Here is a 13,275-nt window from a genome sequence, read left to right on the forward strand (position 1 = left end):
GCTACTTGTCGACCCCTTCGTAGCTTCCTCGGGTGAACCGGCGCGAGAACACGAAGTAGACGACCGCCACCGGCACCGTCATCAGCAGCGCCGCGGCGAGCTTCAGCGGGAACTGGTTGCCCTGGCCCAGTTCGCCGGACACCAGGCTCGCCACCCCGCTGGTCAGCGTGTTCAGCGCCGGGTCCTGGCGGGACACGATGTAGTGCGGCAGCTCATTCCACGATCCCTGGAACGACAGGATGGTCACGGTGATCAACGCCGGTTTGGACATCGGCAGCACCACCGACCAGAACGTCCGGAACGGGCCCGCGCCGTCGATCCGGGCCGCTTCCTCGACGCTCACCGGCACGGTGTCGAAGAACTGCTTCATGATGAACACCCCGGTGCCGTCGACCAGCAGCGGGATGATCATGCCCGCGTAGCTGTCGTACATCCCGAACTGGTTCAGCACCAGGAACTTCGGGATCAGCAGCACCACGCTCGGCACCGCGATGACCGCCAGGACGGCGCCGAAGACCGCGTTCCGGCCGCGGAACCGCAACCGGGACAGGGCGTAGCCGGCCAGGGAGTTGAACACGACCCGGCCGACGGTGATCGTCACCGAGACGAACACCGAGTTCGCCGCCCAGCGCGGGAAGTCCTGCTCGGCGAGCGTCCGGAAGACGCTGACCGACCACTGGTGCGGCCAGGGCAGGAGCGGGTGCGCGGTGGCGTCGGCGTCGGTCTTGAACGCCGTCGCGAGCTGGATGAGGAAGGGGTAGATGTACAGCGCCGCGACCAGGACGAGGGCCGCGTACCCGAGCCAGCGCTTCTTCATTTGCGCTCCCGCAGGGCCCAGCGCTGCACCAGCGTGAAGGCCACGATCACGACGAACAGGAGGAACGCGATCGCCGCGCCCTGACCCCACTGGTGCCCGACGAACGACGACGAGTACGACAGGTACGCCGGGGTGAGCGTGGTGTTGGCCGGCTTGCCGCGGCTGAGGACGTACACCTGGTCGAAGACCTGCCAGGTGCCGATCAGGCCGAGCGTCAGCACGAGGAACAACGTCGGGCGCAGCTGCGGCAGCGTGACCCGCCAGAACCGCTGCCACGTGGTGGCGCCGTCGATCAGCGCGGCCTCGTCGACCGACGGCGGCAGGTTCTGCAGTGCCGCGTAGAACATCAGCATGAAGCCGCCGGTGGAAGTCCAGACGACGAGCACGATGATCGAGCACATCGCGACGCTGGGGCCGGAGAGCCAGTCCCACCAGGACAGGCCGAGGAACCCGTGGCCCGCCAGCGCCGACGGCGGGCTCGCGGGGTCGCCGAGCGCGAGGTGGAAGATGCCGCGCGGGTCGGCGAACCAGCTCGGACCGTCCACTCCGAACAGCTTCAGCGCCGCGTTCACCGTGCCCGTACTGGAAAAGAGGAACAGGAACACCACGGAGATCGCGACCGAGCTGGTGACGGTCGGGAAGTAGAACGCGGTCCGGAAGAACTGGCGGCCCCGCAGCTTTCGCTGATTAAGAAGCACGGCCAGGAAGAGGGCGAGGGCGGTTTGGAGCGGCACCACGAACAGCACGAAGTAGCCGTTGTTGCGGACGCTCGTGGCGAAGTTCTGGCGCGTCAGCCCGGGTTCGGTGAGCAGCGCGGCGTAGTTGTCCGCGCCGACGAAGTTCACCCGCGAGGAGAACGGGCTGCCGTTGCCGGTCCAGTCGCTGACGCTCACCCAGAGCGCCATCAGGATCGGCAGCACCATGAACAGGCCGAGCACGACCAGCGTCGGGGTGAGGAAGAGCCAGCCGGCCCGGCCGTCGCGCCGGAGGGGGCGGCGGCCCCGGGCGCCGCGCAGGGGTGCGGCACCCGGGGTCACCGGCGTGGTGAGCAGTGTGCCCATGGCGTCACTGCCCCAGCGCGGCCGCGGTGTTCTGCTGCAGCTGCTGCAGGATCCGCTTCGGGTCGGCGCCCGGCAGCTGCTGCAGCTGGGCGTCGAAGTCGGTCAGCACCGGGTCCATCTTGGCCAGCGTGACGGGCCCGTGCGCGTGCTCGGCCCCGGCGACGAACGCCGCCTGGGCCGGGAACTTCTGCTCGTACTGCGCCCGCACCGACTGCCGCGACGGGATGACGCCGAACGCTTCGGCGAACGCGAGCTGCTGCCGCGGCTGCATGAAAGAGTCGACGAGCTGCTTGGCCTGCTCCTGGAACTTGCTCTTGGCGGCGATGCCCCAGCACTGCGTGAACGACAGCGTCCCGGGTCCGGCCGGCCCGGCGGGCAGCGCGACGACGCGGTACTTGACGTTCGGGTAGTCCTTCTTCATCCCGCCGGCCATCCAGTTGCCGTCGATGCTCAGCGACGCCTTGTGCTGGCCGAACGCCTCGCTGGAGTCGCCGGCGCCGATCTGCTTCGGGTACTTGGCGACGCCTGAGGCGAGCAGGTCGCGGACGTAGGTCAGGGCCTGGAGGTTCTGCGGGGTGTCGGCGGTCGCCTTCTTCTGGTCGGCGTCGACCGACCAGCCGCCGGCCTGGACCATGAAGGAGCCGATGCGGTCGCGGGAGTCGTTGAACACGAGCCCGGTCCGGCCGCCGGTGGTCAGCTTCTGGGCGACGGTCTTGAGCTGGTCCCAGGTCTTCGGGACGTCGTTGTCGGTCAGCCCGGCCGCCGTCCAGTCGTCGGTGTTGATCGCGAGCGCGAGGGTGGAGAAGTCCTTGGGGGCGCAGTAGAGCTTGCCGTCCTTGGTGAACGTCGTGCGCAGCGTCGGGTAGATGTCTTCCTTGTAGGACAGTCCATCGCCGTACGGGAGCATCTCGTCGGCGTAGCCCTGGAACTTGGTGGCGTCGACGGCGAAGACGTCCGGCGGGCTGCCCGCCGCGAAGCCCTGGCTGAGCTGCTGCGGCAGGTCGTTGGCGCTGACGACCTCGGCCTTCGAGCCGTCGGGGTGCCACGCCGCGGCGGCGTCCTGCATGGCCTTGAGCTCGGCGCCGCCGCTCGCGGCGATCATCACCTTGAGCGTGGCGGGCCCGGCCTGCTGGGTGGCGGGCTGGGCCGAGTCGTCGAAACCACTGCCGCAGGCGGAAAGCGGGAGCAGCAGGCCGGCCGCCGCGAAGGCGGCCACAGTTCGGCGGGGAAGCATCGATCCTCCTTGATCGCGCGGGGACTCAGGTCGTGCGCAGGACGAGGTGCGGGGTGAACAGGGTGGTCGCGGGTTCGGCGCCGGCCTCGCCGCGCAGCGTCGTGCGCAGCTGCCGGACGCATTCGGCGGCGACGTCGGCGATGGGCTGCGCGACACTGCTCAGCCCGAGCACGGACGCGGTGGGCGTGTCGTCGAAGCCGATCACGGCCGCGTCGGCGCCGGGCCGGATGCCGCGATCGCGCAGCTCCGCGGTGACGCCGAGGGCCAGGGAGTCGCTGGCGCAGACGAACGCGGTGGGTTCGTGGGCCTCGAGCAGCCGGCCGGCGGCCGAGCGGCCGCCCTCCACGCCGTCGAACACCGCGGCCCGCGGCCCGTCGCCGAGGCCGGCCGCGGCCAGCCCGGCCGCCCAGCCCGCGCGGCGGTCGTCACCGCTGCCGGAGCCCTCCGGCCAGCCGACGAACGCGATCTTCCGGTGCCCCTGGCGGACGAGGTGGTCGGTGGCCAGCCGGGTGCCCGCGGCGCCGTCGACGTCGACCCACGGGTGGGTGTCCTCCGCGCCCCACGGCCGGCCGAACGTGACGAACGGCAGCTCGCGCTCCAGCAGCCAGCGGGTGCGCAGGTCGTCGTGGTGGGTGTTGGTCAGCACGAAGCCGTCGACGCCGACCGAGGCGATCAGGTCGGCGTACGCCGCGGTTTCGGCCTCGTCGTCGGCCGCGGTGAACAGCATGATCCGGTGGTCGAAGCGTTCCGCGGTCGCGGTCAGCGAGTGCAGGAACTGGTCGAGCACGACGCCGCTGACGCCGTTGCCCGACGGCGGGATGCAGAGCCCGATGATCTGCGAGCGCGTGGTGCGCATCTGCCGCGCCGCGGTGTTCGGGCGGTACCCCAGCTTCTCGATCGCGGCCAGCACGCGCTCCCGCGTCTCCGGGCTGACCACGTCGGGCGAGTTGATCACGTTGGACACGGTCTGGCGCGACACGGCGGCCGCCTCCGCCACCGAGTTCAGCGTGGGCCGTCCCATGTCTTGCCTCCGGTTTGAACGTTCAACTGCCGGTCACTCTGAACCCGTGGCGCTGAGCTGTCAAGACTTCGAAGTCAGTTGACATTCTTTCGTTTGATCGATCCAATCGTAGGCATGGCCGATCTCCAGCCCCTCCTCCACGACCTCGCGATCGCCCTGTGCGCGCCGACCGTCGTCCTGTCCGGGCGCGACGGGCAGGTCCGCGCGGGCGGGACGCAGGGCCTGCTGCACGGTGACCTGCGGCTGCTCAGCGAAGCGGTCGTGACGGTGAATGGCCACGAGCCGGAGGCGATCGGGAGCGACGAGCCGGCCGCCGACCGCGCCCGGTTCACCGGGCTGCTGCGGCGGCTCGGCGGCCCGGGCCCCGACCCGACGGCGTGGCTGCGGCGCGACCGCGTCGTCACGGCGACCGGGATGAGCGAAGAGCTTTCGCTGGTGTCGACCGACGGAGTGCCCCGCCACTGCGTGGTGGAAGTGGTGCTGGCGGCCGACTTCGCGCCGATCGACGAGATCAAGGCGGGCGGCCGCCGGTCCCCGCTGGTGCCCGACGGCCCGCGGTGGACCGCGGACTCGGCGGTCGCCGAAGTGACGGCCGAAGGCGCCGAAGTGGTGTTCGACGGCTCGCGCGTCCGGCTGCGCTGGGCGGTGACCGGCTCGGCCACCGTGCGCTGGTCGCTGCGGGTGTCCGACGAGCGCGCCCTGTTCGTGCCCGGCGGCGTCCGGCTGCCCCGGCCGGAAGTGCACGCCGACGACCGCCGGCTCACCGCGTTGCTCGACCGCGCCCTCGGCGACCTCGACGGCCTGCTGCTGGCCGAGCGCGAGCACCCCGGCGACGCGTTCGCCGGCGCCGGCGCGCCGTGGTTCCTCACGCTCTTCGGCCGCGACAGCCTGTGGGCGGCGCGGCTCGCGCTGCCGCTGTCGACCGGCCTGGCCGGCGGCACGCTCCGGACGCTCGCCCGCGCCCAGGGCACCCGGCACGACCCGATGACCGGCGAGGCGCCGGGCAAGATCCTGCACGAGCGGCGGCGGGACCCGTTCCAGGCGCTGAGCGCTTCGCTGCCCGCCGAGTACTACGGGACCGTCGACGCCACCGCGCTGTGGGTCTGCCTGCTGCACGACGCCTGGCGCTGGGGCCTGGCCGAGGCCGAGGTCCGCGACCTGCTGCCGACCCTGCGCTTCGCCCTGGACTGGATCACCGGCGCCGCCGACTCCGACGGCGACGGCTTCGCCGAGTACCGCGACGAAAGCGGCCGGGGGCTGGCGAACCAGGGCTGGAAGGACTCCGGCGACGCGGTCCGCTTCTTCGACGGCACGCAGGCGAAACCGCCGATCGCGCTGGCCGAGGTCCAGGCGTACCAGCACGAAGCCGTCGTCCGCGCGGTGGCTTTGCTGACGGCCCTGGGCGAGCCTTGCGGTGAGCTCGCCGAGTGGGCGTCGGCGTTGCGGTCGAGGTTCCGCGACCGGTTCTGGGTGTCCACATCGGACGGTCACTACCCGGCACTGGCCCTGGACGGCGACAAGCGCCCGGTCGACGCGCTGACCAGCAACATCGGGCACCTGCTCGGCACCGGCCTGCTTTCCGACGGCGAGAGTTCGTCGCTCGGCGCGCTGCTGCTGGACTCGTCGCTGGCGTCGGGGTTCGGGCTCCGCACGATGAGCGCGTCGACGGCCGGCTATTCCCCGCTGAGCTACCACTGCGGCTCGATCTGGCCCCACGACACGGCGATCGTGGTGCGGGGGCTCCAGCGGTCGGGCCAGGCCACGCGCGCCGCTTCCCTGGCGACGCAGCTGCTTTCGGCGGCCCCGGCGTTCGGCTACCGGCTGCCGGAGCTGTTCGCCGGCCACGGCCCCGCGGAGACGTCGGCACCGCTGCCGTACCCGGCGTCGTGCCGCCCCCAGGCCTGGTCGGCGGCGGCCGCGGTGAGCTTGCTGGTGGCGTTCCTCGGCCTCGACGTCGACGTCCCGGCCCGGACGGTCACCCTGGCCCCGCCCCGGCCGAGCCCGGTCGGCGCGCTGCGGGTGCGAGGCCTCCCCTTGGCCAGCGGCACCCTCGACGTCTCGATCGATGCCTCGGGTGCGGTGACGGACCTGCGGCTGCCGCCGGGGTTCTCACTCCTTCCGGAACAGTCCGGCGAGTAGGAACGGCACGCCGTAGCGGCCCGGCGTCTCCCGCATCGGGCGGAGTTCGACCTCGGTGTAGCCGTCGAACAGCCGGCGCAGCTCGTCCGGGGTGTAGGCGAGGCCGCCGTGCAGGCTGCCGTCGCGGTAGAGCTGCGCGTCCGGGAGCTCGGTGCCGGAGTTCGCGTCGCCGGTGCGGCGCGAGGTGGTGCAGGCAGCCCGAGTCGTAAACCAGGTCGTAGGTCTCGTGCGGCAGGTCCACGGCGAAGATGTCCGCCTGGTGGAAGCGGACGCCACCGCCGCGTTCCCGCGCCCAGGCCAGCGCGGCCGCCGACCCGTCGACCGCGTCGACGTCGTACCCGGCCGCCGCGAGCCGGAACGCGTTGCGGCCCGGGCCGCAGCCCAGCTCCAGGGCCCGGCCGCCGCGGAGGGGACCGTCGCGGAGCCAGGCGTCGAGGTTCTCGTCGGGTTCTTCGGTGAAGAACGGGACCGGCTTGTCGCGGTCTTCGTAGAACCGGTCCCACGCCGGGTCTCCGCCGACGAGCTCGTCGAGCATGCGCAGCAGGTCGTCGACCGACCGGAGGTCCCGGTTCACCGCTCGACGCGCTCGCGCACGGCACGCAGCTCTTCCTCGACGACCACCAGCTGCGCGTCGACCGCGGCCGGCTCGGTGTCCGCGGGGAAGAACAGGCTGAAGATCAGCTCGGCGCCGGCCAGGTTGGGCACCACACGCGTGAAGAGGCCCAGGTTCGGCGCGTCGGGGCTCACGAAGTCGACGACCCCCTGTGCTTTGGCGGCCTTGACGGCGACCTGCCGCGCGGGTTCGGCCGGGATGCGCCAGACGTCACCGTGGTCGTGCTCGACGGCGGGCGCGAAGCCGGGCGCCCATTCCGGCAGGTGGTGGGCGTCGGAGAGGTAGTCGAAGACCTTCCCGGGCGAAGTGGCGAGGGAGATGGTGCGCGTCAGGGCGCGACCGGTTGATGTCATGCGGTAAACGATACGCAGCTGCTTATCATTTGTCCACGCGTAAAATCCGCCCGGTGAACGAGGACGACGATCTCGGAGCGCTCTGCGCCGGGGCGGGCCGCGCCCTGGCCGAGGCCGAGCGGCCCGTGCTCGAGGCGCACGGGCTCTCGATGTGGCAGTACGTGGTCCTGTCGGCCCTGGCCCCGGGGGCGGCGCCGAGCCAGCTGGTGCTGGCCCAGCAGATCCACTACGACAAGACCCGCTTGATCGCCCTGCTGGACGGCTTGGAGGCGGCGGGCCTGGTCAGCCGCGGCCCGGACCCGGCCGACCGCCGCGCCCGCATCGTCCGCCTGACGTCAGCGGGAACCCACCGCCACGCGGCGGCGCGCGCCGGGATCCGGGCGGTGGAGGACCAGCGGCTGGCCGGGCTCGGCGCCGAGGAGCGCCGGGTGCTGCGGTCGGCGCTGGCTCAGCTGGCCAACTCGGGCTGAGGCGCCGAACGCCGGGCGGCGGCACCCGCCGCCCGGCTCCAGCTCAAGCCACCGCGCAAAGCACCCCGTTGAGCCGGAACGCCGTCGGCAGGATGTTCGGCCCTCCGTAGTCCGCGACGAATCCGACGTCCGCCGGCAGCGGTGCCGACGACGTCACCTTCACCGCGTCTCCCGTCTGGGTCCACGTGCCGTTCCAGCCGCTCGTCACCCGCTGGCGGGCCGTCGGCCACGTGAACGTCAGCGTCCAGTCGGCCGCCGTCGTCGTCGAGGCCACGTGGATTCCGCCCACGAAACCGCCGGCCCAGTCGTTCGTGTCCGTCAACGTCACCGTGCAGCTGCTCGACGCCGGCGCGGCCGTCCGCAGCGTCAGCGGCGGCGAGGACCACGACACGTTCCCCGCCGCGTCGCGTGCCAGCACGTTGACCGTGTACCGCATCCCCGGCACCAGGTTGCCGACCGCGAGCGACGTGCCGGTCGTCTCGCCCCACGCCTCGCTCGTCGTGCCCAGCTGGCGGTAGACCTCGTACTTCACGCCCGGCGCCGACGCCGGCCAGCTGATCGTCGCGGTGCGGTCCGTAGTCGTCGCCGTCGGCTGACCCGGGGCCGGTGGGCCGGTGACCGTCATCGCCGGGTGCAGGACCAGGGTCGTCAACGAATAGGGCGGCAGCGTTCCGTCCCACGAAGACGTCCTGGCGATCGATGTTGCGCCGTTCGTGAACGTGGACACGTCGACGACCGAAGCGCCCGGGTGGGCGAAGTTCACCGAGCGGGCTTCGGCCGGGTCCTTGTTGACCAGCAGCACCGCGAGGTTCCCGTCCGGCCGCCGGACGGCGTGCGCGCCGACCAGCGGGTCGTCCGCCGCCGCCCGGACGAACTGGTCGCCGGGCCGGGCGAACGCGCTCAGCACCTTCAAGCCGTAGTAGGGCGCGAACGGCGTGTCGAGCGCGGGCTCGCAGCCGCCGTCCAGACAGGTCGCGCTGGAGAGCAGGCCGAAGTCGCCGTAGTCCGGTTGTCCAGCCACTGTGACAGTGCGGTCGCGCCGTTGTGGGTGTCCCACCAGTCCACCGTGAACACGCCGTTCGCCAGCAGCGAGCTGTAGGCCTCGGCGGCGAACAGCGCGCCGGGCTGGGTGTTCATGCCGACCGGGGTGTTCGTCTCGGTCAGCGCGATGCCCAGCGGCCGCCCGGCGTACCGCGTGATCTGCTCGCGGGCCAGCTAGATCATGTCGTCGACCTGTTCGGTCCGCGTCAGCGCCTCTTCCGCCGTCGCACCGCTCGGGTACCAGTGCAGCACGGCGAAGTCGACGTGCGGGCCGGCGATCGACAACACGGTCTGGTTCCAGGTGGCGGTGTCCCCGGCGCCGACGATGCCGTCCGGCCAGTTCGCCGGGGTGGTCAGCACGACGCCGATCCGCACCGACGGGTCGACGGCCTTCATCGCGTCGGCGTAGGCGACGACCCCGGCGGCGTACCCGGCCGGGCTCTTGTCCTCGTGGTTGTCGGCCTCCCAGTTCGCGCCGTAGTGGCCGTTGCCGTAGAGCTCGTTGCCGATCTCCCAGTACCGGACGCCGTAGCCCTTCGTGACGTTGGCGTAGCGCACCCAGCCGGCGGCTTCCTCCGGCGTCCCGGTGCCGTAGTTGGCGATGACGATCGGCTGCGCCCCGGCCCGCCGGACCCCGCCCATGAAGGTGTCGAAATCCGTCCCGGGCGCGACGTAGCCGCCCGGCGCCGTGTTGTCCTTCCAGTGGTAGATGTCGCCGTAGGAGCCACCGGGGTAGCGCATGGTGCGGACCCCGGCCCCGCCGAGCAGGTCGGCGACGGTGTCGGTGCCGAGCCGGCTGTCCCACACCGCGTGGTTGACCCCGACCGCGGTGCCGGGCACGGTGGCCAGCCCCGCGTTCGCGTTGACGGTGACGGTGACGACGGGCGGGGTCGCCGCGGCCGCCGCCGGCACGGCCGTCACAAGCAGGGCCGCCACCGGCCACGCTGCCCAGCGCAGACGTCTTGCTGTCATCGAAGGAACCATCCTCTCGTCGGGACGAACGGATGGCTGAGAGCGCTCTCAGAGCAGAGAACCAGTGCCGGGCCCGGAAGTCAACGGAAGTCCCGGGACGGCGCCGGCCGCATCGACAGGTCGAGCGGCTCCAGCCGGTCGGCCACCAGCGTCACCACGCCCTCCGCCGCCTGGACGTGTCCCCGGATCAGCAGTGCGGCACTCGTGCGGGCCACCAGGCGCTGCCGCCGCCACAGCCCCGGCGAGACGATCACGTTGGCCATGCCGGTCTCGTCCTCCAGGTTGAAGAACGTGATGCCGCCCGCGGTCGCCGGGCGCTGGCGGTGGGTCACCGCGCCGCCGACCCACACCCTCGTGCCGTCCTCGACGCGGATCAGCTCCGCCGTCGTGATCGCGCCGCGGGCCGCCAGCATCGAGCGCAGGTACTCCACCGGGTGACTGTCCGGCGACACGCCCGTCGCCCACAGGTCCGCCGCCGTCACCTCCAGCCGGGTCATGCCCGGCAGCGCCGGGGCGTCGAGGCCCGGGGCCAGGCCCGGGAGGTGGCCGGGCCGGGTCGCCGCCGCCGCGCCGGCCGCCCAGAGGTCGCCCCGGCGGTCGCCGCCGAACGCGCCCGCCGTCGCCAGCGCCTCGACGGCGTTCTTCTTCAGCTGGACGCGGCGAGTGAGGTCGCCGACCCCCGCGTACGGGCCGTTCGCTTCGCGCTCGGCGACGATCTCGTCCGCCACCGCCTCCCCCAGGTGGCGGACACCGGCGAGCCCGAGGCGCAGCGCGACCCCGCCGGTACTCTCGGCGTCCGGTTCGAGGGTGGCGTGCGCGAGGCTCGCGTTCAGGTCCGGCTGCCGGACGCGGACGCCGTGCCGGCGGGCGTCGGCGACCAGGGACTGCGGGCTGTAGAACCCCATCGGCTGCGCACGCAGCAGCCCGGCGCAGAACGCGGCCGGGTAGTAGCGCTTGAACCACGCGCTCGCGTAGACCAGCAGCGCGAACGACATCGAGTGCGCCTCGGGGAAGCCGTAGCCGGAGAAGGCGTGGATCTGCTCGAAGATCCGCGTCGCCAGCTCGCGGTCGAGGCCGTTGGCTGCACAGCCGGCGAAGAACCGCGCCATCAACGCCTGCATCTTCGCGCTGGAACGCTTGGCGCCCATCGCGCGCCGCAGCCGGTCGGCCTCGGCCGGGGTGAACGACGCGACGTCGACGGCCATCTGCATCACCTGCTCCTGGAACAGCGGCACGCCGAGCGTCCGGTCCAAACTGGACGCCAGCAGCGGGTGCGCGTGCGCCCACTGCTCGTCGCCGCGGCGGCGCCGGATGTAGGGGTGCACCGAGCCGCCCTGGATCGGGCCGGGCCGGATCAGCGCCACCTCGACGACGAGGTCGTAGAACTTCCGCGGCCGCAACCGCGGCAGCGTCGCCAGCTGCGCGCGGGACTCCACCTGGAACACCCCGACCGCGTCGGCCGCGCACAGCATGTCGTAGACCGCCGGGTCGGCCAGGTCGAGGTCCGCCAGGTCCACTGTGGACCCGTGGTGTGCGCCGACGAGGTCGATCATGTAGTGCAGTGCCGAAAGCATGCCCAGGCCGAGCAGGTCGAACTTGACCAGCCCGACGGCCGCGCAGTCGTCCTTGTCCCACTGGAGGACACTGCGGTCGGCCATGGTGGCCCATTCGACCGGGACCACTTCGGACACCGGCTGCTTCGAGATGACCATGCCGCCGGAGTGGATGCCGAGGTGGCGCGGGAAGTCCTCGATCCGGGCGGCCAGCTCGAGGACGTCGGCCGGGATCTCGCCGGCGGTCTGCTGCCGGGTGCCACCCCACCGGTCGACGAGCTTGCCGTACGCGTCCTGCTGCCCTTGGCTGTGCCCCAGCGCTTTCGCGGCGTCGCGGATCGCGGACGCGGCCCGGTAGGTGATGACGTTGGCGACCTGCGCGGCGTGGAAGCGGCCGTGCTTTGCGTAGACGTACTGGATGGCTTCCTCGCGCCGGTCGGATTCGATGTCGATGTCGATGTCCGGCGGCCCGTCGCGCTCCGGGGCGAGGAAGCGCTCGAACAGCAGGTTCCACTTCACCGGGTCGGCGTTGCAGATGCCCAGCGCGTAGCAGACGGCGGAGTTCGCGGCGGATCCGCGGCCCTGGCAGAGGATGTTCGCCTCCTTGCAGAACCGGACGATGTCCCAGACGACGAGGAAGTACCCGGGGAAGTGGAGCTTCTCGATGATGGCGAGCTCGTGGTCGAGCTGGGCGTAGGCCTTCGGGGCGTCCTCCCGGCGCCCGTAGCGTTTCGCCGCGCCGGCCCAGGTCAGCTCGCGCAGGAACGACATCTCGTCGTGCCCGGGCCCGACCGGGAACGGCGGCAGGTCCGGCGCGACGAGCTTGAGGTCGAACGCCACCTCGACGCCGAGGACGGCGGCGCGGCCGACCGCGCCCGGGTAGCGGCGCTCGAACCGGCGGCGCTGCTCCATCCCGGACCGCAGGAACGCCTGCCCCGACGGCGGTCGCCAGCCTTCGAGGTCTTCGGCCGAGCGCCGCGCCCGGACGGCGGCGACCATGTCCGCCACGACGGCATCGTCCGGGCGGGCGTAGTGCGCGTTGTTCGAGACGATCGTCGGCAGCTCCAGCTCGCGGGCCAGTTCGGCGAGGAGGTCGTTCGCGGCGTCGTCGAGCGGCTGCCGGTGGTCGATCAGCTCGACGGCGACGTGCGCCCGCCCGAACCGGTCGACGAGCCGGCCCAGCGCGGCCCGCGCGGCGGCGGGCCCCTGCCGCGCGAGTGCCTGCCGGACGGCGCCCTTGCGGCACCCGCTGAGCACGACGACGTGCCCGGCCAGCTCGTCGACCACCTCGTCGAGGTCGTAGACGGGCCGCCCCTTCGCCCCGCCGGCGAGCTGGGCGCGCGAGATCACCCGGCACAGCCGGTGGTAACCCTCCTGCTGCCGCGCGATCACGAGCAGGTGCGACCCGGCGGGATCGGGCGCCCCGGCCTGCGGCCCGGGCAGCCCGAGCGACAGCTCGGCCCCGAACCCGACGCGCACCCCGAGCTCCCGCGCGGCGTCGTTGAACCGGACGGCGCCGTACACGCCGTCGTGGTCGGTGAGCACGAGCGCGTCGAGCTCGAGCCGCGCGGCCTCCTCGACGAGCGCCTCGGGATGCGAGGCGCCGTCGAGGAAACTGAAGTTGGAGTGGACGTGCAGCTCGGCGTAGGGCGCGCGGATCCGGTCGCCACCGTCGTCCCGGGTTCGGCGCGCCCGCAGGTCTTCGGGCGCCCCCGCATACCCTTCGCGTTTGCGCGACCACGCCGGAGCATCGTTGCCGTCGCCGGGCACGGGTGCCCGCCCGGAGGCGATCCGCTCCACTTCGGACCACGGCACACTCGGGTTGTTGAACGCCAAAACCGGCTCCCTGCAAGGATCTTCGCTGAGGGGAAGCCAGCGGTCACTGTTCGAACACATGTCCGACTACGTGAGGTGATCCTGCGTCGGGGAGCGCACGGTGTCAACTCGGGAGTGAGCGACGTCGCGGGCGCGGGCAAGGGCAGTTTTGCCCTCCTTGACCTT

At 72.2% G+C, this 13,275-nt stretch carries 11 protein-coding genes and 1 pseudogene; 2 read left to right on the plus strand and 10 right to left on the minus strand.

Features of this window, described 5'->3' with window-relative positions:
• Position 1 precedes the first annotated feature (1 nt).
• From M8542_RS22475 to M8542_RS22490, 4 genes are read right to left on the minus strand one after another with little or no spacing between them, the layout of a single operon-like run.
• On the minus strand, positions 2 to 817 hold the full coding sequence (locus tag M8542_RS22475) for a carbohydrate ABC transporter permease (RefSeq protein ID WP_257922182.1): 816 nt from the start codon (positions 815 to 817) through the stop codon (positions 2 to 4).
• On the minus strand, positions 814 to 1,878 hold the full coding sequence (locus tag M8542_RS22480; RefSeq protein WP_257922183.1) for a carbohydrate ABC transporter permease: 1,065 nt from the start codon (positions 1,876 to 1,878) through the stop codon (positions 814 to 816). The genes M8542_RS22475 and M8542_RS22480 overlap by 4 nt, the downstream gene beginning before the upstream one ends.
• 4 nt (positions 1,879 to 1,882) lie before the next feature.
• The gene (locus M8542_RS22485) at positions 1,883 to 3,112 is read right to left on the minus strand and encodes a sugar ABC transporter substrate-binding protein (RefSeq protein WP_257922184.1); all 1,230 of its coding nucleotides are present in this window, start codon (positions 3,110 to 3,112) and stop codon (positions 1,883 to 1,885) included.
• Positions 3,113 to 3,137: 25 nt separating this feature from the next.
• Positions 3,138 to 4,133: a LacI family DNA-binding transcriptional regulator gene (locus tag M8542_RS22490; RefSeq protein WP_257922185.1), complete on the minus strand. Its 996-nt coding sequence runs from the start codon at positions 4,131 to 4,133 to the stop codon at positions 3,138 to 3,140.
• A 114-nt stretch (positions 4,134 to 4,247) separates the two neighbouring features.
• Here M8542_RS22490 and M8542_RS22495 point away from each other — a divergent pair, with 114 nt between their 5' ends.
• Positions 4,248 to 6,272 carry a glycogen debranching N-terminal domain-containing protein gene (locus tag M8542_RS22495; RefSeq protein WP_257922186.1) on the plus strand — a complete coding sequence of 675 codons (2,025 nt, stop codon included), beginning with the start codon at positions 4,248 to 4,250 and terminating at the stop codon, positions 6,270 to 6,272.
• On the opposite strand, the gene M8542_RS22500 is transcribed toward M8542_RS22495, so the two are convergent.
• The 3 genes and pseudogenes from M8542_RS22500 to M8542_RS22510 form a co-directional block, all read right to left on the minus strand.
• Positions 6,243 to 6,548 carry a hypothetical protein gene (locus tag M8542_RS22500; RefSeq protein ID WP_257922448.1) on the minus strand — a complete coding sequence of 102 codons (306 nt, stop codon included), beginning with the start codon at positions 6,546 to 6,548 and terminating at the stop codon, positions 6,243 to 6,245. The genes M8542_RS22495 and M8542_RS22500 overlap by 30 nt on opposite strands.
• Positions 6,484 to 6,807 (minus strand): annotated as a pseudogene (locus M8542_RS22505) (class I SAM-dependent methyltransferase); the annotation flags it as partial. The gene M8542_RS22500 and the pseudogene M8542_RS22505, both read right to left, overlap by 65 nt.
• Positions 6,808 to 6,842: 35 nt before the next feature.
• Positions 6,843 to 7,238: a hypothetical protein gene (locus M8542_RS22510; RefSeq protein WP_257922187.1), complete on the minus strand. Its 396-nt coding sequence runs from the start codon at positions 7,236 to 7,238 to the stop codon at positions 6,843 to 6,845.
• Between the two features lie 53 nt (positions 7,239 to 7,291).
• On the opposite strand from M8542_RS22510, the gene M8542_RS22515 reads away from it, so the two are divergent.
• On the plus strand, positions 7,292 to 7,708 hold the full coding sequence (locus tag M8542_RS22515; RefSeq protein ID WP_257922188.1) for a MarR family winged helix-turn-helix transcriptional regulator: 417 nt from the start codon (positions 7,292 to 7,294) through the stop codon (positions 7,706 to 7,708).
• Between the two features lie 43 nt (positions 7,709 to 7,751).
• Here the strand turns inward: M8542_RS22515 and M8542_RS50395 are convergent, their stop codons facing one another.
• The 3 genes from M8542_RS50395 to M8542_RS22530 form a co-directional block, all read right to left on the minus strand.
• Complete coding sequence (locus M8542_RS50395; protein ID WP_257922189.1) at positions 7,752 to 8,729, minus strand: cellulose binding domain-containing protein; 978 nt, start codon at positions 8,727 to 8,729, stop codon at positions 7,752 to 7,754.
• 194 nt (positions 8,730 to 8,923) lie between these two features.
• A complete protein-coding gene (locus tag M8542_RS22525; RefSeq protein WP_257922190.1) occupies positions 8,924 to 9,721 on the minus strand; it encodes a hypothetical protein in 798 nt (265 codons plus the stop codon).
• A gap of 80 nt (positions 9,722 to 9,801) precedes the next feature.
• Complete coding sequence (locus M8542_RS22530; protein ID WP_257922191.1) at positions 9,802 to 13,110, minus strand: error-prone DNA polymerase; 3,309 nt, start codon at positions 13,108 to 13,110, stop codon at positions 9,802 to 9,804.
• Between the last annotated feature and the right edge of the window lie 165 nt (positions 13,111 to 13,275).

It is taken from the genome of Amycolatopsis iheyensis (assembly GCF_024703995.1).
GTDB lineage: Bacteria > Actinomycetota > Actinomycetes > Mycobacteriales > Pseudonocardiaceae > Amycolatopsis > Amycolatopsis iheyensis.

Excerpts from the sequence above, each read along its gene's own strand:
- M8542_RS22475 (WP_257922182.1), bottom strand. The coding sequence starts at position 817 with ATGAAGAAGCGCTGGCTCGGGTACGCGGCCCTCGTCCTGGTCGCGGCG.
- M8542_RS22480 (WP_257922183.1), bottom strand. The coding sequence starts at position 1,878 with ATGGGCACACTGCTCACCACGCCGGTGACCCCGGGTGCCGCACCCCTG.
- M8542_RS22485 (WP_257922184.1), bottom strand. The coding sequence starts at position 3,112 with ATGCTTCCCCGCCGAACTGTGGCCGCCTTCGCGGCGGCCGGCCTGCTG.
- M8542_RS22490 (WP_257922185.1), bottom strand. The coding sequence starts at position 4,133 with ATGGGACGGCCCACGCTGAACTCGGTGGCGGAGGCGGCCGCCGTGTCG.
- M8542_RS22495 (WP_257922186.1), top strand. The coding sequence starts at position 4,248 with ATGGCCGATCTCCAGCCCCTCCTCCACGACCTCGCGATCGCCCTGTGC.
- M8542_RS22510 (WP_257922187.1), bottom strand. The coding sequence starts at position 7,238 with ATGACATCAACCGGTCGCGCCCTGACGCGCACCATCTCCCTCGCCACT.
- M8542_RS22525 (WP_257922190.1), bottom strand. The coding sequence starts at position 9,721 with ATGACAGCAAGACGTCTGCGCTGGGCAGCGTGGCCGGTGGCGGCCCTG.